Genomic DNA, 25,668 nt, shown 5'->3' with positions numbered 1-25,668 from the left:
CCGACGAAAAATCTGACGGACCTGTGACGATCCGTCACCCTTATCCGGGTCATCCTGCGCGCTTGTCTGATGCCCACATTCTGGTAGGCTTTGTCTCCTCACCTTTCTATTCCGCCAGCGGGCCCTTGGGCTAACGCTGGTGTCGTCGTTTTGCTGGAGTTCTACATGTTGTTGCCCATTTTTCTGTTGTCGGCCGCCGGTTTTACGGTGCTGACCACGGAATTCATCATCGTTGGCCTGCTGCCATCCATCGCCCGCGACCTGCAAGTCACCATTCCCCAGGCCGGGCTGCTGGTGACGTTGTTCGCGTTCACAGTAGCGGCGTTCGGGCCGTTTCTGACCGCCTGGTTCGCCCGCTTCGAGCGGCGCAAGCTGTTCATCAGCGTGCTGGTGATGTTCGGCTTGGCCAACACGCTGGCGGCCCTGGCCCCAAACATCTGGGTGATGGCCGTCGCACGGTTGATTCCGGCCCTGGGCCTGCCGGTGTTCTGGGCGTTGGCCAGTGAAACGGCGGTGGACATCGTCGGGCCGGAATACGCCGGGCGGGCCATTGCCCGGATCGGCTTCGGCATCGTTTGTGCCACGGTGTTTGGCATTCCCGTCGGGACGTTGATTTCTGATGCGTTCGGCTGGCGCAGCGCTTTTGCGATCCTGGCGGTCATCGCCTTCGCCAAGGTCTTGCTGCTGTTTATCTACCTGCCCAAGACTAACCTGCACCAACATCAGGTGAGCTTGCGCTCACAATTCAAGATCCTGCGCAGCCCCTTGATGCAAGGGCATGTGCTGCTGTCGATCCTGGTGTTCAGCGGCATGTTCACCGCCTACACCTATCTGGCAGACATCCTTGAACGCCTGGCTGGTTTTGACGGCACGCTGGTGGGCTGGTGCCTGATGGGCTTCGGGGCCGTGGGGCTGGTGGGTAATTCCCTGGGCGGCCGTGCGGTGGACCGGCATCCGTTGATGGCGTCGATGGTGTTCTGTCTGTTCATGATTGGCGGCATGGTGGCGCTGGTGCCGAGCATTCACTCGACTCTCGGGCTGGCGGCGGCAATGGGCCTCTGGGGCGTGACCCAGGCGGCCTTGTTCCTGGTCAGCCACGTGCGGCTGATGAAGGCCGCGCCCGAAGCACCGGCCTTTGCCGCGTCGCTGAACATCGCTGGCGCCAACCTGGGGATTGGCCTGGGTGCGATGGTCGGTGGGCAGGTCATCGATACCCTGGGCCTGGGCAGCGTCGGTTTTGCAGGGGCCGGGTTCATCCTCGTATCGATCCTGCTGGCGTTGTTGCTGACGACCTTCAAGCCGCGCGCCACCTGTTCGGGCTAGGCACTGAACAGCTCGCGACGCGCCCCCTCGGCAATCGCGACGATGCCCGGATGGCTGACCTTGCGCTCCACGGAAATGGCGTAGAACGACTCGCTCACCGCATCGGTCTGGCCGATCACCTCCACGCCGTATTGGCGCTTTACCTCTTCGGCGATCACGCTCGGGCCGATGAAAATCCCGCTGCCTGATTGGCCGAAGGCCTGCATCAACGCGCTGTCGTCGAACTCACCGATGATGCGCGGTTGGATCTGTTGCTCGGCGAACCAGCGTTGCAGGCGGCTGCGTACCACGGTTTCCGGGCCGGGGATGAGTAATGGTGCGTCATGCAGGCTGCGGGGAAAGTCCTGCCCGTAACGTTCGGCCAGCGTCGCGGTGGCAAAGAAACTGATCCCGCATTCCCCCAATTTCTGGCTGTAGCCCTTGATGTCCAGGTGGGTCGGCATCGGGCTGTCGGAAATCACCAGGTCCAGGCGCTGGATCGCCAAGTCCGCCAGCAGCCGTTCGAGCTTGTCCTCGCGACAGGTGATGCGCAGCGGTTCACTCAATTCCATGGTCGGTGCCAGTAGCCGATAAACGATGGATTTGGGCACCACATCCGCTACCCCGACCCGAAACAGGGTTTGCTGTTCGTTGGGCTGGGCCCGCAGCATCAACTCCAGTTCACCGCCCAGCTGGAACATGTGTTCGGCATAGGGCAGCGTCTGGCGGCCAGCTTCGGTCAGTTCCAGCTGTCGCCCGACGCGGCGAAACAATTTGATGTTATAGGTCTGCTCGAACAGGGAAATCTGCCCACTGATGGTTTGCGGAGTGAGGTTCAGTTGCTCGCAGGCCCGCACGATGCTGCCCGTTTTCGCCACCACCCAGAAGTAGTGCAGTTGTCGGTAATTGAGCATGGGGTCACATTAGTTCGTAAAAAACGAAGTATAACCGCTGAAAATACGAATTTTCCTGAAGTATTCCCGTCTCTAGAATGCCTTGCCATTGGGGGGCCACCTTTCGGGCTCCTTCTGTTTTCTTAAGAGGCATTTATTTCATGACATACAAATCCCTGGGGCTTGTAACCTTGCTGGCGATGTCCTCAATGACCCTCGTGGGTTGTGAACAGGCTGAAAAAAGCGCCCAGCAATTAATGGGGCAGGCTGCGGAAACCGCCAAACAGGCCATCGACGACACCCATAAGGCCGCCGAACAGGCCATCAGCGAGGCCACGGGCGGGTTGATCAGCCCCGAGAAGAAACCGGCGGACGACGCTGACAAAACCGAAAATTCCACCAAAACCATCTAACCCGCCCTATCGAGTCAGGACTGCCCCATGGATTATCTTCTGCAACTCGTTGCCAGCCCCACCGCCTGGATCGCCCTGGCTACGCTGGTCGTCATGGAAATCGTGCTCGGCATCGATAACCTGATCTTCATTTCGATCCTGACCAACAAGCTGCCCGAACAGCATCGTGCCAAGGCCCGGCGCATCGGTATCAGCATGGCGCTGGTCCTGCGCCTGGGCTTGTTGAGCACCATTGCGTTCATCGTGCAGCTGACTGAGCCTGTCATCGAAATCCTTGGCCATGCGTTCTCCTGGAAGGACATGATCCTGATCGCCGGTGGCCTGTTCCTGCTGTGGAAAGCCACCACCGAGATCCATCACAGCATGGACCCCGCGCCGGATGATCCTAAAACGGCCTCGTCTGGCGTGACCCTGGGCTTTGCGGCCGCCATCGGTCAGATCCTGATGCTGGACCTGGTGTTTTCCATCGACAGCATCATCACGGCCGTGGGCATGACCGAACACCTGCCAATCATGATCATCGCGGTTGTGGTCTCGGTACTGGTGATGCTGCTGGCGGCCGAGCCCCTGGCTAAATTCATCAATGACAACCCGACGGTAGTCATGCTGGCGCTGGGCTTCCTGATCATGATCGGCATGACACTCATCGCTGAAGGCTTCGGGGCGCATGTACCTAAAGGCTACATCTACGCCGCCATGGCGTTCTCGGCGGCGATCGAGGTGTTGAACATGATGTCCCGTCGACGCCGGGAAAAGGCGTTGGCCAACAAAGCCTGATTCCAGGCAGACAGAAAGAAGCCTCCCGGGTCCAGGCCCGGGAGGCTTTTTTATGAATGTTGAACAGAGAGGGTCAGTGCGCGGCGGCGTGGCGCCTGGTGGACTTTGCGGTTTTTTCCGCTTGCGGTGGCGCGTGATGATGGCGACGGGTGATCCGCAGCACACCCCACAGCATGGCCGTGGCTACGCTTAGCCAACCGAATATCAGCATCAGAATTGTCGTTGTCAGGCTCATCTGTGCCTCCTTCCGCCCAGGTTCAGGGCACGCAATCAGTACAGTAGACAGTCTAGTCGACCCAGTGTTGCAGGTAGTCGATCGTCAACGCCAAGGACGCAGTGGTTCGCTCTATTGCGGCGGTGCGACTGTTGTTTAAGGCTATATACCCAGGCGTGTGCGCACTTTATGATCGACGGCCTAAGCATGGCCCGAATATCGGGTGCCTGAACAAGAGAGTCATAATGTTGCCGGTAATTTCCTCTTTTCGATCACTGGTATTGGCGACGGCTTGCCTGGCGGCCCTGGCAGGCTGCGCGGGCAGCGTGTCGCCCCAGATCAAACGCCTGCCCGAGCGGGTGGAACTCAACAGCGTGCCGTTTTTTCGCGGCGAAATGTACCAGGGTGCCCCGCAGTCCCTGGCCGCCCTGTTGACGTTGCAAGGCACAGTGATCACGCCGGGGCTACTGGAGAAACCTTTGCACCTGCCGGGAGGCGAAGCCGGTTTGCAGCAGAATATGCAAACCCTGGCGCGCGAATATGGGTTGGTGGTGTACCCACTCGACGACGAGCTGTCGGCACTGCTGGAGCAGGTTGCGGCGGGCTACCCCGTGTTACTGCGCTACACCGGCGGAACGGCGTTCTGGTCCGGGCCGCGCTATGGGATTCTCGCTGGCTACAACCGGCAGAAGCAGACGGTCTTGCTGCGATCAGGCATGGATCGGCGACAGCTGATGAGCTTCAGTTCGTTCGAGTCGGCCTTCAAAAGCGCAGGCGGCTGGGCGGTATTGCTCCAGCGTCCGACGCAGCTTCCGGCCAATGTCAACGCGCAGCGCTGGCTGAAAGCGGCCGATGAGCTGGCCGGGGCAGGGCAGGAACAGGAGGCGGCGCGGGCCACCAAGGCGCTCGACCCCGCCCACTGATCGCCGGTCCCGTTCGTCACTTGCCGGGCACGACCAGGCATGCCTGAGGCTCTTATCGTCAGGGCCCGGCGTTTCCGGGCCATGATTCGAGGAGGCAGGTATGGCGCAGTCGAAAACACCTACGGGGCCGCATTCTTCCGAGCATTCATCGGGTGACGATGAGCTGGGGTTCGATCCTGATTCTCCGGATCTGGGGGATCCTCAAGTGGATCCGGTCGGGCCGGCCAAGGCGCCTCGGGATAAGGAAAAGCAGGAGAAGTCCCCGTCCAAGGCTTATGACGCGCTTGGTGATCTAAAGCCTTGAACTGAAAGGCCCTGACGAATCGGTAATGCTGTTCACTTAAGGCAACCGACAAACCCGTGGCGAGGGAGCTTGCTCCCGCTGGGCCGCGAAGCGGACCCAAAACCTGCCAAATGCGGAGCATCAGACACACCGCATCCGCCGGTTTACGACTGCTTCGCAGCCGAGCGGGAGCAGGCTCCCTCGCCACAGGTCCATCATTTTTCTTAAGTGAACAGCATTGCGACGAGTCGGGGGCTTTTGCGAGGCACGGCTACTGAGAAGCCTCCACAACACCACTCTGACGGCTCTTGAGATTCTTCGCCGCCTTGTACTGAAGGGCCACCGACGGCACGTTGGCACTCTTGCCAGTTTCGACCCAGCTACGAATCCGGCTGGCATCGGCGAAGTGGGTGTACTTGCCGAAGGCATCCAGAATCACCAACGCCATCGGACGATTACCCATTTTCGTGACCAGCACCAGGCAGTGGCCGGCCTGGTTGGTAAACCCGGTCTTGGTCAACTGAATGTCCCAATTGGCCTTATGGACCAAATGGTCGGTGTTACGGAAGCCCAGGCTATACACCGGTTTGCGGAAAGTGACGGTCTTTTCCTTGGTAGTACTCAGTTCGCTGAGCAGCGGATACTTGCGGGCGGCGATCAGCAGCTTGGTCAGGTCCCGCGCGGTGGAAACGTTATGGATCGACAGGCCCGTGGGCTCGACATAATGGGTGCTGCTCATGCCCAGAGACTTGGCCTTGGCGTTCATGGCCGCGATGAATGCCGCGTAACCGCCCGGGTAATGGTGGGCGAGGCTGGCGGCGGCGCGGTTTTCCGAGGACATCAGAGCGATCAGCAGCACGTCCCGGCGCGACAGTTCACTGTTGAGCTTCACTCGGGAAAACACACCCTTCATTTCTGGCGTGTTGGCGATGGTGATGGAAATGTATTCATCCAGGTTCTGTTTGGCATCCAGCACGATCAAGCCGGTCATCAACTTGGTCACCGACGCGATCGGTACCACCACGTCCGGGTTGCTGGAATAAACCACTTTATCCGTTTGCAGATCCAACAGGATCGCACTGCCCGAGGCGACTTGCAGTTTTGACGTGTCTCGTGGGGTCGCGATGGTTTCCTGCGCATCGACATTCTGCGTGATAAAGGTGCCTGTGAAAGCGATGAACAGGCTAAGGATCGAAAGACGGATTTTCACGCGAGTAGGTCCGATGGAGTTGAAGGTGCCGTTGGCGATGGCTTTCTAAAAAACGTCGCATTTTATGAGTATGGGCGACGGCAGCGCTATATGCCTGTGCCGCAAGGGCTTGTGAATAAATAAAGTTTAATGAAGGCGTGATTTTGGCGAATCGAATCTGAAAAATTTGTAATTTGGGTGATTTCTATAAAAACATCAGCCTGTCGGTTGAGGATCAGGTGACAAAAACGCCTGTGGGAGCGAGCTTGCTCGCGATAGCGGTGTGTCAGTCAACTTGGATGTTGGCCGGTGCACCGCTATCGCGAGCAAGCTCGCTCCCACAGGGTCTTTGTTGGCGCGTCTATCAGCTGTGCAGCGTCTCCGCCGCGTACAGCGTGTTTTCCAGCAGGCAGGCGCGGGTCATTGGGCCGACGCCACCAGGAACGGGCGTAATCCAGCCGGCACGGGGCAGGGCGGTCTCATAGACCACGTCACCCACCAGCTTGCCGTCGTCCTGGCGGTTGATACCCACGTCGATGACGATGGCGCCTTCCTTGATCCACTCGCCCTGTACCAGGCCAGGCTTGCCGGCGGCAACGACCACCAGGTCGGCGCGTCCGACGTGGCCCGCCAGGTCCTTGGTGAAACGGTGGGTCACGGTGACGGTGCAGCCGGCCAGCAGCAACTCCATCGCCATCGGGCGGCCAACGATGTTGGACGCGCCCACGACTACCGCATCAAGGCCATAAAGGTCCACGCCGGTGCTTTCCAGCAGCGTCATGATGCCTTTGGGGGTGCAGGGGCGCAGTAACGGGATGCGTTGGGCCAGTCGGCCGACGTTATAAGGATGGAAGCCGTCGACGTCTTTGTCCGGGCGGATACGCTCCAGCAGTTTGGAGGCATCGAGGTGTTCGGGCAGGGGCAGTTGGAGCAGAACGCCGTCGATGTTCGGGTCATCGTTCAGGCGATCGATCAGATCGGCCAACGCTTGCTGGGTGGTTTCGGAAGGCAGGTCGTAGGCCTGGGAAAGGAAGCCGACCTCTTCACAGTCTTTACGCTTGTGCGAGACATAAACCTGAGAGGCAGGATCGCTGCCGACCAGGATCACCGCAAGGCCGGGCGTGCGCAGGCCTTGCTGGCGGCGCTCGGTGACTCGTTGGGCGATCTGCTGGCGCAGGCTGGCGGCGATCGATTTGCCGTCGATAAGTTGTGCAGTCATTGCGCGTGGTTAACCATCGAGAGGGGGAAAAAAGAGAACGCATTCTCGCATGCCGAGGCGTGAGGGCAAAGGCGCTTGGTCTGCAAATTCCCCTAAGCCCTTTAATTAAATGAATTTTTTTTAAAAAAGAGTTGACGCCCCATAAGGCCGTCTATAAGATTCGTCGCACTTGTCGGGCACAGCCTAGCACTGGTTAAGAAGGTGGAGCGGAGTTGGTGGTTTAAACTCGGCAAAGCTGAAAGCACTTAGTTTGTAATCGTCCAAGAATACAGATTAAAAAGGCGCCCGTAGCTCAGCTGGATAGAGCATCCGCCTTCTAAGCGGATGGTCGCAGGTTCGAGTCCTGCCGGGTGCGCCATTAGGCAGCTTTGGCACAAGTAACGCAACAAGGCAATATGGTGGGCGTAGCTCAGTTGGTAGAGCACGGGATTGTGACTCCCGTTGTCGTGGGTTCGATCCCCATCGTCCACCCCATATTCTAGGAAGGCGCCAGATTTAACAGTCTGGCGCCTTTGCTTTAAAAGCTTGATACGCGGATGTGGTGGAATTGGTAGACACACTGGATTTAGGTTCCAGCGCCGCAAGGTGTGAGAGTTCGAGTCTCTCCGTCCGCACCATACAAGTGGCTATTTAAATAGCAGAAAACGGCGCAGTACCTGAAGAGGGCTGCGCCGTTTTTGTTTTCAGTGGTTTTGTGTTCATCGCCAGCTCCGTTTCGGGGTGGGGTGGTCGGTTCGTCGCGATTGTGTTTCGTGATGATGCGCGCGATGCCCGTTGGTCCCCTCGTGGGGCTGGACGCCAGTGGCGCTGGTGCAGTGCTTCTATATATAGAAGCGTTGGTGCAGAGCCTTGGGATGATCGACTGTATTTGCAAACCGGGCGAGACATGACCGTTTGTCTCGCTCCTAAATTCGGCGCCTGTTTCCTGCCCGTTTTCAGTAGGGTGACTTCTTGAGTTTGACCTACTAGAATGCATGCCCTTGATTCTGGGGTCGGAAACGCCCGGCCAACGTCTGTGCAACGAGGAATATCCATGCAAGTTTCTGTTGAAAATACTTCTGCTCTTGAGCGCCGCATGAGCATTATCGTGCCGGCTGAGCGCATCGAGACTCAGGTCAACAAGCGTCTGCAGCAGACTGCCCAAAAGGCCAAAATCCCAGGTTTCCGCCCAGGCAAAGTGCCAATGAGCGTGATCCGTCAGCGTTACGAAGCTGACGCGCGTCAGGAGGCCGTGGGCGATGTCATCCAGTCTTCGTTCTACGAAGCGGTTGTCGAGCAGAAGCTGAACCCGGCTGGCGCTCCATCCGTCGAGCCTAAAGTGCTGGAAAAGGGCAAGGACCTGGAATTCATCGCCACGTTCGAAGTGTTCCCTGAATTCACTGTTGCCGGTTTCGAGTCCATCGCCGTCGAGCGCCTGAGCGCTGACGTGTCGGATGCTGACCTGGACAAGATGCTGGACATCCTGCGCAAGCAGAACACCCGTTTCGAAGTGGCCGATCGCGCTGCCCAGAACGAAGATCAACTGAACATCGATTTCGTCGGCAAGGTCGACGGTGAAGTGTTCGCTGGCGGTTCCGCCAAGGCTACTCAGCTGGTGCTGGGCTCTGGTCGCATGATCCCAGGTTTCGAAGATGGCCTGGTTGGCGCGAAAGCCGGTGAAGAGCGCGTGCTGAGCCTGACCTTCCCTGAGGACTACCAGAACCTGGACCTGGCCGGCAAAGCCGCCGAGTTCACCGTGACCGTCAACAGCGTTTCCGAGCCGAAGCTGCCTGAGCTGAACGAAGAGTTCTTCGCTCAGTTCGGTATCAAGGAAACGGGTCTGGAAGGTTTCCGCACCGAAGTTCGCAAGAACATGGAGCGTGAGCTGCGTCAGGCCATCAAGTCCAAGGTCAAGAATCAGGTCATGGACGGTCTGCTGGCCTCCAACCCGATCGACGTGCCAAAAGCACTGCTCGACAACGAAGTGAATCGTCTGCGTGTGCAAGCTGTTCAACAGTTCGGCGGCAACATCAAGCCGGACCAACTGCCTGCCGAGCTGTTCGAAGAGCAAGCCAAGCGCCGCGTCGTGCTGGGCCTGATCGTGGCCGAAGTGGTCAAGCAGTTCGAACTCAAGCCTGACGAAACCCGCGTTCGCGAGCTGATCCAGGAAATGGCCTCGGCTTACCAAGAGCCTGAGCAAGTCGTGTCCTGGTACTACAAGAACGACCAGCAGCTGAACGAAGTCCGTTCGGTTGTGCTGGAAGAACAAGTTGTGGATACTGTTCTGCAGAAAGCTAGCGTGACCGATAAAGCGGTCTCTTACGAAGAAGCGGTCAAGCCGGTGGAAGCTCCACAAGCCGATTGATTGTTTTGCGGTAAGAAATACACACCCATAAGCCAGCCTTCGCGCTGGCTTATGCGTATTCAAGACATAACTATTTGGGAGTGACTGCGAGACATGTCCCGCAATTCTTTTTATCAGCAGAGCTCTGACATCCAGGCCGCAGGCGGCCTGGTCCCGATGGTTATCGAGCAGTCCGCCCGTGGCGAACGTGCCTATGACATCTACTCGCGTCTGCTCAAGGAGCGCGTCATTTTCCTGATCGGCCCCGTTGAAGACTACATGGCCAACCTGGTCGCGGCGCAATTGCTGTTCCTTGAAGCGGAAAACCCGGACAAGGATATCCATCTCTACATCAACTCACCCGGCGGTTCGGTGACGGCTGGCATGTCGATCTATGACACCATGCAGTTCATCAAGCCAGACGTTTCCACCATCTGCATCGGCCAGGCCTGCAGCATGGGCGCGTTCCTGCTCGCCGGTGGTGCAGCGGGCAAGCGTCACTGCCTGCCGAACTCGCGCATGATGATTCACCAGCCACTGGGCGGTTTCCAAGGTCAGGCGTCGGATATCGACATTCATGCCAAGGAAATCCTCCATATTCGCTCGCGCCTGAACTCGCTGCTGGCCCATCACACCGGGCAAAGCCTCGAAACCATTGAGCGTGACACCGAGCGTGACAACTTCATGAGCGCAGAGCGTGCGGCCGAATACGGTCTGATCGACTCCGTGATCAACAAGCGTCAAATGCCTGCCTAAGCCGCTCAAAATGCAGGTGGTTGGGATGACCGGCCGCCTGCGGGCTTGAAAAAGCCCGCAATTGCCTTCATCTTGTGTTGCAAGCCTATCGGATTTGGATCGATCGAATGACTGACACCCGCAACGGCGAGGACAACGGCAAACTGCTTTATTGCTCCTTCTGTGGCAAAAGCCAGCATGAAGTACGCAAATTGATTGCCGGCCCCTCGGTCTTCATTTGCGACGAGTGCGTCGACCTGTGCAATGACATCATCCGCGAGGAGGTGCAGGAAGCCCAGGCCGAAAGCAGCGCGCATAAATTGCCTTCGCCTAAAGAAATCAGCGGCATCCTTGACCAGTATGTGATTGGTCAAGAACGCGCGAAAAAGGTACTGGCCGTAGCGGTGTACAACCACTACAAGCGCCTGAACCAGCGCGACAAGAAGAATGACGACGTCGAACTCGGCAAGAGCAACATCCTGCTGATCGGCCCGACAGGCTCGGGTAAAACCCTGCTTGCCGAAACCTTGGCTCGCTTGCTGAACGTTCCCTTCACCATCGCCGACGCAACCACCCTTACAGAGGCGGGTTATGTTGGTGAAGATGTCGAGAACATCATTCAGAAGTTGTTGCAGAAGTGCGATTACGATGTGGAAAAAGCCCAGATGGGCATTGTCTACATCGACGAAATCGACAAAATTTCCCGCAAGTCCGACAACCCGTCCATCACCCGGGATGTTTCCGGGGAGGGCGTGCAGCAGGCCTTGCTCAAGTTGATCGAAGGTACGGTCGCTTCCGTTCCACCCCAGGGTGGTCGCAAGCATCCACAGCAGGAATTCCTGCAGGTCGACACCCGTAACATCCTGTTCATCTGCGGTGGTGCGTTCTCCGGTCTGGAAAAGGTTATTCAAAACCGTTCCACCCGTGGCGGCATTGGCTTCAACGCCGAAGTTCGGAGCAAGGAAGAGGGTAAGAAGGTCGGTGAGTCCCTGCGTGAAGTCGAACCTGACGATTTGGTCAAGTTCGGTCTGATCCCGGAATTCGTGGGTCGTCTGCCGGTTCTGGCGACGCTGGACGAGTTGGATGAAGCGGCGTTGATGCAGATTCTGACCGAGCCGAAGAACGCCTTGACCAAGCAGTACGCCAAGCTGTTCGAAATGGAAGGTGTCGACCTGGAGTTCCGTTCCGACGCGCTGAAATCGGTTGCCAAACGTGCCCTGGAGCGTAAAACCGGTGCTCGTGGGTTGCGCTCGATTCTGGAAGGCGTATTGCTCGACACGATGTATGAAATCCCCTCGCAGTCCGAGGTGAGTAAAGTCGTGATCGACGAAAGCGTTATCGAAGGCAAGTCCAAGCCATTGTATATCTACGAAAACAATGAGCCGACTGCCAAGGTCGCACCGGACGCTTAAGCGTCCTGCTGCCGGAACAAAGGAGGGGCCTTCGGGCCCCTTTTCTTTTAGCGCGTTTTAGACGTGTCTTGCGCTTGTTTTTTTTCAAGGCTGCCCCCATCTTGGTTTCAAGCTTACTTCCATCTGTTTCCGGCCTTGTGGCCGCCGTAGAGGCGAAATCATGAAGACAACCATCGAATTGCCTCTCTTGCCATTGCGCGATGTCGTGGTGTATCCGCACATGGTTATCCCGCTGTTCGTGGGGCGCGAGAAGTCCATCGAAGCCCTCGAGGCTGCGATGACGGGTGACAAGCAGATTCTTCTGCTGGCTCAGAGAAATCCTGCTGACGATGATCCCGGCGAGGATGCACTTTATCGCGTAGGTACGATTGCAACGGTTCTGCAGTTGCTCAAGCTGCCTGACGGTACCGTCAAGGTCCTGGTCGAAGGCGAGCAGCGGGGTGCAGTCGAGCGTTTCAGTGAAGTGGACGGCCATTGCCGGGCCGAGGTGTCGCTGATCGAAGAGGTGGATGCCCCCGAGCGTGAATCAGAGGTGTTTGTCCGCAGCCTGTTGTCTCAGTTCGAACAATACGTGCAACTGGGCAAGAAGGTGCCTGCAGAGGTCCTGTCGTCGCTTAACAGCATCGACGAGCCTGGACGACTGGTCGACACGATGGCGGCCCATATGGCCCTCAAGATCGAGCAGAAGCAGGAGATTCTCGAAATCATTGATCTGTCGGCCCGTGTCGAACACGTGTTGGCATTGCTCGACGGCGAGATCGATCTGTTGCAGGTCGAGAAACGCATTCGTGGTCGGGTCAAGAAGCAAATGGAGCGCAGCCAGCGCGAGTACTACCTGAATGAGCAGATGAAGGCCATTCAGAAGGAGCTTGGCGATGGCGACGAAGGCCACAACGAAATCGAAGAGCTGAAAAAGCGTATCGATGCCGCTGGCCTGCCCAAGGACGCGCTGGCAAAGGCCCAGGCCGAGCTCAACAAGCTCAAGCAAATGTCACCGATGTCGGCCGAAGCCACCGTTGTACGCTCGTACATCGACTGGCTGGTCCAGGTGCCGTGGAAAGCCCAGAGCAAGGTGCGTCTGGACCTGGCTCGTGCCGAAGACATCCTCGACGCCGACCATTACGGCCTGGAAGAGGTCAAGGAACGCATCCTTGAATACCTCGCCGTGCAAAAGCGCGTGAAGAAAATTCGTGGCCCGGTGCTGTGCCTGGTCGGTCCTCCCGGCGTCGGTAAAACGTCCCTGGCCGAGTCGATTGCCCACGCCACCAACCGTAAATTTGTGCGCATGGCCCTCGGTGGCGTGCGCGACGAGGCGGAGATCCGTGGTCATCGTCGTACCTACATCGGGTCGATGCCAGGAAGATTGATTCAAAAGATGACAAAGGTTGGCGTGCGCAACCCACTGTTCCTTTTGGATGAAATCGACAAGATGGGCAGCGATATGCGTGGTGATCCCGCCTCTGCGTTGCTCGAAGTGCTCGATCCTGAGCAGAATCACAATTTCAACGATCACTACCTGGAGGTCGACTACGACCTGTCGGACGTGATGTTCCTTTGCACCTCCAACTCCATGAACATCCCGGCGGCATTGCTGGATCGGATGGAGGTGATTCGTCTGCCGGGCTATACCGAAGACGAGAAAATCAACATCGCCGTCAAATACCTTTCGCCCAAGCAAATCCAGGCCAACGGCCTGAAAAAGGGCGAGCTGGAATTCGATGCGGAAGCGATTCGCGACATCATCCGTTACTACACCCGTGAAGCCGGTGTACGTGGCCTGGAGCGGCAAATTGCCAAGGTTTGCCGCAAAGCGGTCAAGGAACATGCGCTGGAAAAACGCTTCTCGGTGAAGGTCACTGCGGACCTGCTGGAGCACTTCCTGGGTGTGCGCAAATTCCGCTACGGCCTTGCCGAGCAGCAGGATCAGATTGGTCAGGTGACCGGTCTTGCGTGGACTCAAGTGGGTGGTGAATTGCTGACCATCGAAGCGGCTGTGGTGCCGGGCAAGGGGCAACTGATCAAGACCGGCTCCCTGGGTGACGTGATGGTCGAATCGATCACCGCGGCGCTGACGGTGGTTCGTAGCCGGGCCCGGAGCCTGGGCATCCCCCTGGACTTCCACGAGAAGCGCGACACCCATATCCATATGCCTGAAGGGGCGACCCCCAAGGACGGTCCTAGCGCTGGCGTAGGCATGTGCACGGCCCTGGTATCAGCCCTGACCGGGATTCCGGTGCGTGCCGATGTCGCCATGACCGGTGAAATCACGTTGCGCGGCCAGGTACTGGCTATCGGCGGCCTGAAGGAAAAATTGCTGGCGGCTCACCGTGGCGGGATCAAGACTGTGATCATTCCTGAAGAGAATGTCCGCGATCTGAAGGAAATTCCCGACAACATTAAGCAAGATCTTCAGATCAAACCGGTTAAATGGATTGACGAGGTCCTGCAAATTGCGCTGCAATACGCGCCGGAGCCCTTGCCGGATGTGGCTCCGGAGATAGTCGCGAAGGACGAAAAGCGAGAATCTGACTCTAAGGAAAGAATTAGCACGCATTAATACGCATTTGCCTGGGGGGCTTCCTTGACAGTTTTTTAGAGCCCTTGTTATAAAGCGGCTCTTAAGTGTCTGTAGGCCATTCAGCACTCGTTTTTGCTTTCACCAAAAAAACTTAGAATCATCTCAAATAGATATAAGGGGACTTAGAGTGAACAAGTCGGAACTGATTGATGCTATCGCTGCATCCGCTGATATCCCGAAAGCTGCTGCTGGCCGTGCGCTGGACGCTGTAATCGAATCCGTCACTGGCGCTCTCAAGGCTGGCGACTCCGTTGTTCTGGTTGGTTTCGGCACCTTCTCCGTTACCGATCGTCCAGCTCGCATCGGTCGCAACCCGCAGACCGGCAAGACGCTGGAAATCGCTGCTGCCAAAAAGCCAGGTTTCAAAGCTGGTAAAGCACTGAAAGAAGCCGTTAACTAAGGTTTCATTGAGTTTATCCGGGTCGGGGTCATGCCTGGCTTGGCAGCGGAGCGGTAATACGACCGGTTGCTACCGGTCTGTGACGCCAGGGCTTGCGGGTTCGAGCCCGGTCCGCTCCGCCAGTTACGAGAAGGCGCATCCTCGGATGCGCCTTTCTTCTATCCGGATTCTACCCACGCTCCACGGTTGCCTAATTTTGAAGTTCAACCGTTTCTGGGGGACGCATGCTGCAGAATATCAGGGACAATTCACAAGGCTGGATTGCCAAAACCATCATCGGGGTTATCGTCGCATTGATGGCGTTGACCGGTTTCGATGCCATTTTTCAAGCCACCCGGAACAGCAATGACGCGGCCAAGGTCAACGGCGAAGAAATCAGCCAGAACGAGCTGAGCCAGGCGGTCGAAATGCAACGCCGTCAGCTCATGCAACAGCTGGGCAAGGATTTTGACGCCTCCCTGCTGGACGAAAAAATGCTGCGTGACTCGGCGCTCAAAGGCCTGATCGATCGCAAGCTGTTGCTGCAAGGCGCACACGATGCGAAATTCGCGTTCTCCGAAGCCGCACTGGATCAGGTCATCCTGCAAACGCCTGAGTTTCAGGTCGATGGCAAATTCAGCCCTGAGCGCTTCGATCAAGTGATTCGCCAGTTGGGCTACAACCGCATGCAATTCCGCCAGATGCTGGCTCAGGAAATGCTGATCGGTCAGCTGCGCGCCGGTCTGGCAGGCAGCGGTTTCGTCACGGATGCCCAGGTGCTGGCATTCGCCCGCCTGGAAAAACAGACCCGTGATTTTGCCACCTTGAACATCAAGGTCGACCCGTCGGCCGTGAAGCTGACCGATGACGAGGTCAAGGCTTACTACGATAAACACGCCAAGGAATTCATGACGCCTGATCAGGTGGTCATCGATTACCTGGAGTTGAAGAAGGCTTCTTTCTTCAATCAGGTCAGCGTGAAGGACGAAGACCTGCAGGCGGCCTACCAGAAAGAAATCGCGAATCTGTCCGAACAGCGTCGGGCTGCGCACATCCTGATCGAAGTGAACGACAAGGTCACCGAGGCCCAGGCCAAGGCAAAGATCGAAGAAGTCCAGGCCCGTCTGGCCAAAGGCGAATCGTTTGAAGCCCTGGCGAAGGAGTTCTCCCAGGACCCGGGTTCGGCGAACAACGGCGGCGACCTCGGCTATGCCGGTCCTGGCGTCTACGATCCGGCGTTTGAAAAGGCGCTGTATGCCTTGAACAAGGACCAGGTCTCGGCACCGGTGCGCACCGACTTCGGTTTGCACCTGATCAAGCTGCTGGGCGTCGAAGCGCCTGAGGTTCCGACGTTTGCCAGTCTCAAGGACAAGCTGACCCGCGAGCTTAAAACCCAACAGGTTGAGCAGCGTTTCGTAGAGGCGACCAAGCAACTGGAAGACGCCTCGTTCGAAGCCTCCGACCTGGCGCAGCCGGCCCAGGACTTGAAGCTGACCGTTCACACGTCGGCAGCGTTCGGTCGCGAAGGCGGAGAGGGGATTGCCGCCAACCGCGCCGTGGTGACGGCTGCGTTCAGTCCGGAAGTGCTGGATGAGGGTGCCAACAGCACTGCCATCGAACTGGACCCGGAAACCGTCGTGGTGCTGCGCGCCAAGGAACACCGCAAGCCTGAGCAAATGCCGCTGGAAAGCGTGGCTGCGGCGATTCGCACCCAGCTGTCCAAGGAGCACGCCAGCGCGGCGGCCAAGACCAAGGCCGATGAGTTGATCGCCGGCCTGCGTGACGGCAAGACTGCGCTGGATAAACCTGTCGCCGGCCAAAACTGGAAAGTCAGCGAAGCGGCCACTCGCAACCAGGAAGGTATCGATCCGGCGGTGCTGCAAGCACTGTTCCGCATGCCCAAGCCCGAGTCGAAAGACAAGCCGACATTCACCAGCGTGACGTTGCCCGACGGCAGTCTTGTGGTCGTGCGTCTGAACGGCGTGAATGAAGCGGCGGCACCGACCGACGAAGAGAAAGCCCAGTACCGTCAATACCTCGCTTCTCGTATCGGCCAGCAGGACTTCGCGGCTTATCGCAAGCAGTTGGAGAGCCAGGCGGACATCAAGCGTTTCTGAGTGCCTTGATGGCTTACTGTTAAGCAAAGACCCCGGCCGAAAAGCCGGGGTCTTTTTGTATCTGCTTATTGCCAGTGGCGGGATGTTCGTCGATCCGTGGAAATCGCACCTTTTTCCTGCCAACAACCCCCAGTAGACTGGTCACCCTTTTAGTCGTGATTACTTCACGCTGCCGAGCCGTGTTCTGTTGCACAATACGGCCCGGACTGTTTTTCTCAGGATGTTCAATGTTCAGATCACCTCACATGCGCACCCTCGGGCTTGCATTGGCGCTGGCCGCCGCAGCCGGTTGCTCGTCCAAGAAAGCCGCCATTTACGAGCATGAAAATTTCGATGATTCCGGTACGTTCTCGCGGACTTATCCAGTGAGCGATGCCGCGACATGTGAAGCCGGGCGCCGGGCGTTGCTCAGTCAGGGCTACATCATTACCAGCAGCGATGCGAAGCTGGTCAGCGGTCACAAGAGCTTTCAGCAGACCGGCGAAACCCACATGGAGATCAGCTTCAACCTGGTCTGTGCCGAAGACGGCGGTGGGCACCGTGCGACCATATTCGCCAACGCCCTGCAGGACCGTTATGCGCTGAAGAAAACCAATAACTCCGCCAGTCTGGGCGTGGGAGTGTTGGGGTCGGTGTCGATGCCGATCGGCTCGTCAGATGATTCGATGGTCAAGGTCGCCAGCGAAACCGTGTCGGCGGCCAAGTTCTACGAGCGATTCTTTGCCTTGGTGGAACTGTTCCTGCCACCAGAAGCGAAAAAACCCGTTGAGAACGTCGAAAAACCAAAAACCGAGTTGGGCGTTCCGGAAACCAAGGTCGAGCCGGCTGCGTTGACGCCTGCTCCTGAAGCTGCCGCGCCGCAAGCTGCGCCAGCACCTGCCGAAACCGCCCCGACGGTGTCGGAGCCGATCGCCCCGCCAGCCGAGTCGACGCCGATTGCCCCCGAGTCGTCAGAGCCAGCGCCAGCGACGGAAACCATCACTGCGCCGCCACCCAGTACGTTGCCGGCTCCGACCGAGCCAATCCAGCCACTTCCCTGAGGCGCTCGGCGAGGGTTAACCCCTTGCCAGCCTCCTCGCGGTAATTTCCCGACGCTGTGCTACGTTTAATTCATGAAGCTTTTGCTTCATGTTTTGTTCATAAAGCAGCTTTATGCTGATACCAGCGCCATCAGGCATCGGTTTCAACGACAGGGGAAGGACGCATAATGGATGATTATCAGGAAGAGCTGCTGGAATACCAGGCGTATGAACTGGACCCACTGGAACCCGCCGAGGATGCGACGGAGCTCTAATGACGGGGCTCTAATGACAGAGCTCTGATGCAGCGACAGGCGACACATCAAAAGCGGCAAGCTGAAGCTCAAATGATCCGGTGACTGCGACGAAACTCTCCGGGCGTCTGGTCGTTCCAGCGCTTGAAGGCCCGTTGAAACGCCTCGGCTGAGGCGAAGCCCAACAGGTAGGCGATTTCGCCGAACGCCAGTTCGGTATCGCGGATGTAGGTCATGGCCAGGTCTCGGCGCGTGTCGTTGAGGATGGCGCGAAATTGCGTGCCTTCCTCGGCCAGTTTGCGGCGCAACGTCCAGGTCGGCAGCTTCAGGCGTGCCGCCACTTCTTCCAGGTCGGGCTCCCGCCCGCCATTGAGCAATGGTCCCAGCAGTTGAATGATGCGCTCACGCAGGCTGCGGGTGCGGGTCAACTGCTCCAGTTCCCGTTCACACAGTTGAACCAGGTGCTGCCAGGTGCTGGGGCAATGCTGTGGATTGCGCTGGGCGAGGCTGTCCAGGCCCAGGCGCAGCTGATTCTGTTCGGCGCCAAACTGGATCGGGCAGTCGCCGAACAGTCGGTAGGCCTCCAGATACGCCGGCTCCTCGAATTCGATGTCTATGCGTTCGGCCCGTAGCGCCATGCCGCTCACGCTGGACAACTGCGCCAGCCAGCCGGCGATGATCGAGTCCACGACGAAGCGGTTGTAGGCGTTATACGGGCTGATGGAGTAGAACCGCAGCCACGCACCCCGGGCGTCCTCATGAAAACTCGATTGGCCACGATAGTTGGAGCCGTACAGCGGCTCGAAGCGAATCAGGCAGCGCGCGGCTTCGCGTACTGTCGGCGCCTGGGCGGCAGTAACGCCGGCCAATCCGGCCTGGCTCAAGCGGCTGAGTTGACCCATGCGCAGGCCCAAAGCCGGATCCTGGGTCTGTTGGATCGCGGCGTGGCCCAGGCGCATGTAGCGCGGGATCGACAGTCGAGCACCTGGCTCGGCCAGGCGTGCGGCATCCAGGCCGTATTGTTCAAGCAAGGGCAGGGGGTCCTGTCCATGGCTGGCAACAGCGTCCGCCAGGCTGTGGACGAAGCCCACTGACAGATCCCCCAGGCGCATCGGTTGCGGTTTCATGCTCACAGCCAAAGGTTCAGCAGGCGGGCGCCACGGGCCTCGCCGTCGGGGAACTGTTCGCCGTTGTGGCTGATGAAACTCTGGCCGGCGCTGCCGCTGTCCCAGAACTGGCCCCGCAGGAAGACACTGACACCGCCCCTGGCCCGACTGACGGGCAGCTGGCCAGTGAGCGTCAGGCGATGCCAGGCTTTGCCTTCACTGACTTCACCAGGCTTGAGGCTTACTTCGCTCGGTGTGGACACGCCCTTGTAGCCGCTCCAGGGTTTGTCCCACGTGTCGCGGCCGGTGACGAAGGCGGGTACGGCGATCAGTTCCACGCCTTGCTCGTCGAGTTGTCGATAGTGAAGTGGGTACCAGCTGTCGCTGCCGATCAGTACGCCCAGGCGGCCGGCAGGGGTGTCGATGACACGGGTTGCGCTCGGGCGATCAGTCCCCAGCACGTCTCGCTGTTCGAACACTGGATGTTGTTGACGCTGGGGCTGGCCGATCGGCCGCCCGTCGCTGCCGAACACCAGGCTGCTGTTATACAACGCGCCGCGGCCAACTTTCAGTTCACCTTCGCTGACGCTGGGTTCGGGCAGCACGATGGAGCCGGCCACCAGGGTCACGCCGAATTCCTTGGCCAACCCGCCAAACAGCGCCTGGTAGTCACGGGCCATGGTATCGGCCTTCATTCGCAGGTAAGCATCGTCCAGTCGATTGTTGCCTTGAGCACTGAACAGCGCGCGGGTAAACGCCAGCGGGTTGCTGATCGCCAACCAGTTCATGGCGTCCTTCAACGTGGCGGCCTGATACAGCTCGTCTTTTTCACCGCTGACCATCAACCAGGTGCCGATATGCTCGGGCAAGACCACGATGGTTTTGTCATTGAGAAACCCCAGGTCGCGTGCGTTCTGCAAATAGGCCGCCAGTTTGCGACGCAGGTGCTCGGGGCTTTGGTAGTCGGTGGGAAACAACTCGGGCTGGATGCCCAGCAAGTTGCCCCGGTCGGCGCGGGTACCCTGGTCGACCGCCAGGTTGATGCGAAGGTCTGACAGGTAATGACCCGCCGGACGATCCGCCGTCCACAGTGCATAAGTGATCAGGGCGGCAATCAAGGCCAGTGAAAACAGCAGGTACAGAAATTTGCGCATGGGGACAGTCAGCGGCCGTATGCAGGTTCGTGATGCTTCATCAAGAGCTACGGGGCAGGGTACGGTAAAACAAGGGATTAGCGAAGGGCGCGGGCTTATTTGTGCTGACTGGGAGCCTACGCAACGGCGTCCATGAGGCCACTGAACGCCCGTTGCGATTGCCAGGCGCCCTAATGACTCTTGGCCTTCCTGATTCGAATCAAAATCAGCAACATGATCAACAACACGGGCGGTGCCATGCCCAGTAGCGCATCACGCGCCGAGAGGTTCGCGCCCAGTGTGTGCAGCCCGCTGTAGACTAATTTGAACAGATTGATCAGGTAATAGGCGATGGCAATGACTGACAAGCCTTCCACCGCACGCTGGATTTTTATCTGTGCATCGGCGCGGGCGTTGAGACTGCGCAGGATCTCTGCATTCTGGTCTTCCATTTCAACCTGCACCCGTGCTTGAAGCAGGTCGCCGAGGTTGGCGACGCTCATGGCCAACTGTTCGAGACGCTGTTCAGTGGCCGCGCAATAGCGCACCGTCGGTTTGAAACGCCGCTCGATAAACACGCCCAGCCGTTGGCAGTCACCCAGATGGCTCTCACGCAACTCGCCCAGGCGCTCGAACACCAGTTGTGCGTACGCTCGGGTCGCGCTGAAACGGTGGCGATTCTTGACCGTACTGCTAACGACCTGGCGAGACAGCAGGGCGATGTCTTCCAGCAGGACTTTGGCGTGCACGCCGCTGGCGTTGGCGTTACGTTCGGAAAGGGCCACCAGGGTACGATCGAATTCGTTCAGTTGCGGGTCCAGCGTCTTGGCGATATTGAGCGATAAGGACGCCATCATGCGATAGGTTTCGATTTCCAGCAGACGTCGGATCATGCGCCCCTGGCGATAGGCGTTGAGTCGACGATTGATGAACAGCAAGCGGTTGGTGCCGTCCTCGGTCAAGCGAAAATCACTCCAGACCACGGCATCGCCACCGCCCACGCAAGAGCCGCAGGGGTCCTTGAACCCGTAGCTGGGCAGGTCGAGACCAGCTTCTGCGCGCACCACGACCTGAACGGCGTTGATGATGTGCTGAGAGTGACCTTCGATACCCCGGGCAAGGTATTCAGGCAGCGTTGTCCACTGCAGTTCATGGCTGTCGGCGGGCACGACCAGGGTCAGGGTGAAAAACTCGGCGTGTCGCTCCCACTTGAGCGGGTGCCCTTGCAACCGGGTGATGCCCTGTGCGGCATGCGGCACGACGGTGTCAGGGCACAGGCGCTCAAGTAGTGCATTGCACTGGGCATTGTCGCCCAGAAACGCCAGGTGAAAGACGTGGGCCGGCTCGTCGAAATACAACGATGGGCGGGCGTGCAACTCGTTGTGCAGCATTGTTCGTTGGGGATGCATGCAGTGGCGACCGTGTTATTAGCGTTATTGTCTGTTTGAGCACCTGGGCCAGCCTTCATAGGACTGGCGCCCCCAGCCGAGAGTCACGTGCTGTTGATCGGCGCACTGCGCATTTGGATCATTAAGTTGTCAGTTACGGTCATTGAGCGCCTGCATCCCGGCTCTTAGTCTGTCGGGCATGACTGATGGAAGCCGCAGAGCTTCCGCAATTCCCGTGATTGCCGTTGTGGAGTGACCCGATGACCGCCTCTCATTACCCGCATCTGTTGGCCCCGTTGGACCTGGGTTTTACCACGTTGCGCAACCGTACCCTGATGGGGTCGATGCACACCGGCCTTGAAGAGAAACCTGGCGGTTTCGAACGCATGGCGGCGTATTTTGCCGAACGGGCGCGGGGCGGCGTGGGCCTGATGGTCACCGGCGGGATCGGGCCGAACGATGAGGGTGGCGTGTACTCCGGCGCCGCCAAGCTGACCACTGAAGAAGAGGCCCTCAAGCACCAGATCGTCACCCGGGCGGTACACGAGGCCGGTGGCAAGATCTGCATGCAGATTCTTCACGCCGGGCGCTATGCCTACAGCCCCAAGCAAGTGGCGCCGAGCGCGATCCAGGCACCGATCAACCCGTTCAAGCCCAAGGCGCTGGACGAAGAGGGCATCGAGAAGCAGATCAGCGATTTCGTCACCTGTTCGGTGCTGGCCCAGCAAGCCGAATACGACGGTGTCGAAATCATGGGCTCGGAAGGTTATTTCATTAACCAGTTCCTGGCGGCCCACACCAACCACCGTACTGACCGCTGGGGCGGCAGCTACGAAAACCGCATGCGCCTGCCGGTGGAAATCGTGCGTCGGGTGCGCGAAGCGGTCGGCCCGAATTTCATCATTATCTTTCGCCTGTCGATGCTCGACCTGGTGGAGGGCGGCAGCTCCTGGGAGGAAATCGTACAACTGGCCAAGGCCATCGAGCAGGCCGGTGCGACGATCATCAACACCGGCATCGGCTGGCATGAGGCGCGGATCCCCACCATTGCCACCAAGGTCCCGCGGGCGGCGTTCAGTAAAGTCACGGCCAAACTGCGCGGTTCGGTGAATATCCCGCTGATCACCACCAACCGTATCAATACACCGGAAGTGGCCGAGCGGATTCTTGCCGAAGGTGACGCCGACATGGTCTCCATGGCGCGGCCGTTCCTGGCGGATCCGGAGTTCGTCAATAAGGCCGCCGCGGGTCGTGGCGATGAAATCAATACCTGCATCGGCTGCAACCAGGCCTGTCTCGACCATACCTTTGGCGGCAAGCTCACCAGTTGCCTGGTGAACCCGCGGGCGTGCCATGAAACCGAACTCAACTACTTGCCGGTAACCCAGGTGAAGAAAATCGCCGTGGTGGGCGCCGGCCCGGCCGGGTTGTCGGCAGCCACCGTGGCGGCCGAGCGCGGTCATCAGGTGACGCTGTTCGATTCGGCCAGTGAAATCGGTGGCCAGTTCAACGTTGCCAAGCGCGTGCCGGGCAAGGAAGAGTTCTTCGAGACCCTGCGTTACTTCCAGCGCAAATTGCAGACCAGCCACGTCGAGCTGTGCCTCAACACCCGTGTGGATGTGGCGCAACTGGTGGCGGGCGGTTACGACGAGATTATCCTCGCCACCGGTATCGCGCCGCGCGTGCCGGCGATTCCCGGTGTGGAGCATGCCAAGGTGTTGAGCTACCTGGACGTGATCCTCGAGCGCAAGCCGGTGGGTCGCAGCGTGGCGGTGATCGGCGCGGGCGGTATCGGCTTCGACGTGTCGGAGTTCCTGGTTCATCAGGGCGTCGCCACCAGCCAGGACCGTGAAGCGTTCTGGAAGGAGTGGGGGATCGACACCTTGCTCCAGGCTCGCGGCGGCGTGGCGGGAATCAAGGCCGAGCCCCATGCCCCGGCGCGTCAGGTGTTCCTGTTGCAGCGCAAGACATCCAAGGTTGGCGACGGCCTGGGCAAGACCACCGGCTGGATTCACCGCACGGGGTTGAAGAACAAGCAGGTGCAAATGCTCAACAGCGTCGAGTACCTGAAGATCGATGACGACGGCCTGCACATTCGCATCGGCGAAACCGGCGAGCCGCAAGTGCTGGCCGTGGACAACATCGTGATCTGTGCCGGCCAGGACCCGTTGCGCGAGTTGCAGGAAGGCCTGGAAGCGGCGGGGCAGAACGTCCACCTCATCGGCGGTGCCGACGTGGCGGCGGAGCTGGATGCCAAGCGGGCGATCAACCAGGGCTCACGGTTGGCGGCGCAGTTGTAAGGCGCAACTATCGCGAGCAAGCTCGCTCCCACATTTGTTCTCGGCCGTTCACAGACTCAGTGTCCGCCGCCAGTCCCCTGTGGGAGCGGGCTTGCCCGCGAAAGCGGTGAGTCAGCTTGCATCGATGTTGGATGTGCCGCCGTCTTCGCGAGCAAGCTCGCTCCCACATTTGTTCTCGGCCGTTCACAGACTCAGTATCCGCCGCCAGTCCTTGTGAGAGCGAGCTTGCCCGCGAAAGCGGTGAGTCAGCTTGCATCGATTTTGGATGTGCCGTCGTCTTCGCGAGCAAGCCCGCTCCCACATTTGTTCTCGGTCGTTCACAGACTCAGTGTTCGCCGCCAGTCCCCTGTGGGAGCGGGCTTGCCCGCGAAAGCGGTGAGTCAGCTTGCATCGAGGTTGGATGTGCCGCCGTCTTCGCGAGCAAGCCCGCTCCCACATTTGTTCTCGGCCGTTCACAGACTCAGTGTCCGCCGCCAGTCCCTTGTGGGAGCGGGCTTGCCCGCGAAGGCGGTGAGTCAGCTTGCATCGAGGTTGGATGTGCCGCCGTCTTCGCGAGCAAGCCCGCTCCCACATTTGTTCTCGGCCGTTCACAGACTCAGTGTCCGCCGCCGGTCCCTTGTGGGAGCGGGCTTGCCCGCGAAGGCGGTGAGTCAGCTTGCATCGAGGTTGGATGTGCCGCCGTCTTCGCGAGCAAGCTCGCTCCCACATTTGTTCTCGGCCGTTCACAGACTCAGTGTCCGCCGCCGGTCCCCTGTGGGAGCGGACTTGCCCGCGAAAGCGGTGAGTCAGCTTGCATCGAGGTTGGATGTGCCGCCGTCTTCGCGAGCAAGCTCGCTCCCACATTTGTTCTCGGCCGTTCACAGACTCAGTGTCCGCCGCCAGTCCCCTGTGGGAGCGGGCTTGCCCGCGAAAGCGGTGAGCCAGCTTGCATCGAGGTTGGATGTGCCGCCGTCTTCGCGAGCAAGCCCGCTCCCACATTTGTTCTCGGCCGTTCACAGACTCAGTGTCCGCCGCCGGCCCCCTGTGGGAGCGGGCTTGCCCGCGAAGGCGGTGAGTCAGCTTGCATCGAGGTTGGATGTGCCGCCGTCTTCGCGAGCAAGCTCGCTCCCACATTTGTTCTCGGTCGTTCACAGACTCAGTGTCCGCCGCCAGTCCCCTGTGGGAGCGGGCTTGCCCGCGAAAGCGGTGAGTCAGCTTGCATCGATGTTGGATGTACCGCCGTCTTCGCGAGCAAGCCCGCTCCCACATTTGTTCTCGGCCGTTCACAGACTCAGTGTCCGCCGCCGGTCCCCTGTGGGAGCGGGCTTGCCCGCGAGAGCGGTGAGTCAGCTTGCATCGAGGTTGGATGTGCCGCCGTCTTCGCGAGCAAGCCCGCTCCCACATTTGTTCTCGGCCGTTCACAGACTCAGTGTCCGCCGCCAGCCCCCTGTGGGAACGGGCTTGCCCGCGAAGGCGGTGAGTCAGCTTGCATCGAGGTTGGATGTGCCGCCGTCTTCGCGAGCAAGGCCGCTCCCACATTTGTTCTTGGCCGTTCACAGACTCAGTGTCCGCCGCCAGTCCCTTGTGGGAGCGGGCTTGCCCGCGAAAGCGGTGAGTCAGCTTGCATCGATGTTGGATGTACCGCCGTCTTCGCGAGCAAGCCCGCTCCCACATTTGTTCTCGGCCGTTCACAAACTCAGTGTCCGCCGCCAGTCCCCTGTGGGAGCGGGCT

The 25,668-nt window shown here is 59.1% G+C and carries 20 protein-coding genes and 3 tRNA genes; 16 read left to right on the top strand and 7 right to left on the bottom strand.

Going from position 1 to position 25,668, the window contains the following annotated elements:
- Positions 1-165: 165 nt before the first annotated feature.
- The gene (locus CD58_RS19650) at positions 166-1,323 is read left to right on the top strand and encodes an MFS transporter (RefSeq protein WP_025214695.1); all 1,158 of its coding nucleotides are present in this window, start codon (positions 166-168) and stop codon (positions 1,321-1,323) included.
- Here the strand turns inward: CD58_RS19650 and nhaR are convergent.
- On the bottom strand, positions 1,320-2,216 hold the full coding sequence (nhaR, locus tag CD58_RS19645) for a transcriptional activator NhaR (protein WP_025214694.1): 897 nt from the start codon (positions 2,214-2,216) through the stop codon (positions 1,320-1,322). The genes CD58_RS19650 and nhaR overlap by 4 nt on opposite strands.
- A 140-nt stretch (positions 2,217-2,356) precedes the next feature.
- Here nhaR and CD58_RS19640 point away from each other — a divergent pair, with 140 nt between their 5' ends.
- Positions 2,357-2,608, top strand: a complete 252-nt coding sequence (locus tag CD58_RS19640) for a hypothetical protein (RefSeq protein ID WP_025214693.1) — start codon at positions 2,357-2,359, stop codon at positions 2,606-2,608.
- Between the two features lie 27 nt (positions 2,609-2,635).
- Positions 2,636-3,385 (top strand): TerC family protein, encoded by a 750-nt coding sequence (locus CD58_RS19635; RefSeq protein WP_025214692.1) that lies wholly within the window; start codon positions 2,636-2,638, stop codon positions 3,383-3,385.
- 73 nt (positions 3,386-3,458) lie between these two features.
- On the opposite strand, the gene CD58_RS31275 is transcribed toward CD58_RS19635, so the two are convergent.
- Entirely contained in the window at positions 3,459-3,620 is a 162-nt protein-coding gene (locus CD58_RS31275; RefSeq protein ID WP_185045864.1) for a hypothetical protein, read from the bottom strand.
- Between the two features lie 224 nt (positions 3,621-3,844).
- Between CD58_RS31275 and CD58_RS19630 the strand changes: the two genes are divergently transcribed.
- Positions 3,845-4,522, top strand: coding sequence for a hypothetical protein (locus tag CD58_RS19630; RefSeq protein WP_025214691.1), 678 nt, complete (start codon positions 3,845-3,847; stop codon positions 4,520-4,522).
- A 100-nt stretch (positions 4,523-4,622) separates the two neighbouring features.
- A complete protein-coding gene (locus tag CD58_RS19625) occupies positions 4,623-4,826 on the top strand; it encodes a DUF6021 family protein (RefSeq protein WP_025214690.1) in 204 nt (67 codons plus the stop codon).
- Between the two features lie 250 nt (positions 4,827-5,076).
- Here CD58_RS19625 and pbpG read toward each other — a convergent pair whose 3' ends face one another.
- Together pbpG and folD are read right to left on the bottom strand one after the other, a co-directional pair.
- Positions 5,077-6,015: a D-alanyl-D-alanine endopeptidase gene (pbpG, locus tag CD58_RS19620; RefSeq protein ID WP_025214689.1), complete on the bottom strand. Its 939-nt coding sequence runs from the start codon at positions 6,013-6,015 to the stop codon at positions 5,077-5,079.
- Between the two features lie 343 nt (positions 6,016-6,358).
- On the bottom strand, positions 6,359-7,213 hold the full coding sequence (gene folD, locus CD58_RS19615) for a bifunctional methylenetetrahydrofolate dehydrogenase/methenyltetrahydrofolate cyclohydrolase FolD (protein ID WP_025214688.1): 855 nt from the start codon (positions 7,211-7,213) through the stop codon (positions 6,359-6,361).
- A 281-nt stretch (positions 7,214-7,494) separates the two neighbouring features.
- Between folD and CD58_RS19610 the strand changes: the two genes are divergently transcribed.
- From CD58_RS19610 to CD58_RS19565, 10 genes are all read left to right on the top strand, one after another.
- Positions 7,495-7,571 (top strand) — tRNA-Arg (locus CD58_RS19610).
- A gap of 40 nt (positions 7,572-7,611) precedes the next feature.
- Positions 7,612-7,687, top strand: a tRNA-His gene (locus CD58_RS19605).
- A gap of 58 nt (positions 7,688-7,745) precedes the next feature.
- Positions 7,746-7,830, top strand: a tRNA-Leu gene (locus tag CD58_RS19600).
- A gap of 416 nt (positions 7,831-8,246) precedes the next feature.
- Positions 8,247-9,557 (top strand): trigger factor, encoded by a 1,311-nt coding sequence (gene tig / locus CD58_RS19595; protein ID WP_025214687.1) that lies wholly within the window; start codon positions 8,247-8,249, stop codon positions 9,555-9,557.
- A gap of 93 nt (positions 9,558-9,650) precedes the next feature.
- Positions 9,651-10,292 (top strand): ATP-dependent Clp endopeptidase proteolytic subunit ClpP, encoded by a 642-nt coding sequence (gene clpP, locus CD58_RS19590; protein ID WP_003183177.1) that lies wholly within the window; start codon positions 9,651-9,653, stop codon positions 10,290-10,292.
- 107 nt (positions 10,293-10,399) lie between these two features.
- Entirely contained in the window at positions 10,400-11,683 is a 1,284-nt protein-coding gene (gene clpX / locus CD58_RS19585) for an ATP-dependent Clp protease ATP-binding subunit ClpX (protein WP_025214686.1), read from the top strand.
- A gap of 160 nt (positions 11,684-11,843) precedes the next feature.
- Positions 11,844-14,240, top strand: a complete 2,397-nt coding sequence (gene lon, locus CD58_RS19580) for an endopeptidase La (protein ID WP_025214685.1) — start codon at positions 11,844-11,846, stop codon at positions 14,238-14,240.
- A gap of 148 nt (positions 14,241-14,388) precedes the next feature.
- Positions 14,389-14,661, top strand: coding sequence for an HU family DNA-binding protein (locus CD58_RS19575; RefSeq protein WP_002552737.1), 273 nt, complete (start codon positions 14,389-14,391; stop codon positions 14,659-14,661).
- Positions 14,662-14,885: 224 nt separating this feature from the next.
- Entirely contained in the window at positions 14,886-16,757 is a 1,872-nt protein-coding gene (locus CD58_RS19570) for a SurA N-terminal domain-containing protein (RefSeq protein ID WP_025214684.1), read from the top strand.
- A 227-nt stretch (positions 16,758-16,984) separates the two neighbouring features.
- Positions 16,985-17,797 (top strand): DUF2242 domain-containing protein, encoded by an 813-nt coding sequence (locus tag CD58_RS19565; protein ID WP_025214683.1) that lies wholly within the window; start codon positions 16,985-16,987, stop codon positions 17,795-17,797.
- 322 nt (positions 17,798-18,119) lie between these two features.
- Here CD58_RS19565 and CD58_RS19560 read toward each other — a convergent pair whose 3' ends face one another.
- From CD58_RS19560 to CD58_RS19550, 3 genes are all read right to left on the bottom strand, one after another.
- Complete coding sequence (locus CD58_RS19560) at positions 18,120-19,157, bottom strand: AraC family transcriptional regulator (protein WP_025214682.1); 1,038 nt, start codon at positions 19,155-19,157, stop codon at positions 18,120-18,122.
- 2 nt (positions 19,158-19,159) lie between these two features.
- Complete coding sequence (locus CD58_RS19555) at positions 19,160-20,290, bottom strand: carbon-nitrogen hydrolase family protein (protein ID WP_025214681.1); 1,131 nt, start codon at positions 20,288-20,290, stop codon at positions 19,160-19,162.
- A 170-nt stretch (positions 20,291-20,460) separates the two neighbouring features.
- A complete protein-coding gene (locus CD58_RS19550; protein WP_025214680.1) occupies positions 20,461-21,678 on the bottom strand; it encodes a DUF3422 domain-containing protein in 1,218 nt (405 codons plus the stop codon).
- Positions 21,679-21,917: 239 nt separating this feature from the next.
- Between CD58_RS19550 and CD58_RS19545 the strand changes: the two genes are divergently transcribed.
- A complete protein-coding gene (locus tag CD58_RS19545; RefSeq protein ID WP_025214679.1) occupies positions 21,918-23,957 on the top strand; it encodes an FAD-dependent oxidoreductase in 2,040 nt (679 codons plus the stop codon).
- Positions 23,958-25,668 lie beyond the last annotated feature (1,711 nt).

Origin of the sequence: Pseudomonas brassicacearum (genome assembly GCF_000585995.1) — a bacterium.
Lineage (GTDB): Bacteria > Pseudomonadota > Gammaproteobacteria > Pseudomonadales > Pseudomonadaceae > Aquipseudomonas > Aquipseudomonas brassicacearum_A.
The sequence above is the reverse complement of the archived record's forward strand: the minus strand, read 5'-3'. Positions and strand labels throughout refer to the sequence as shown.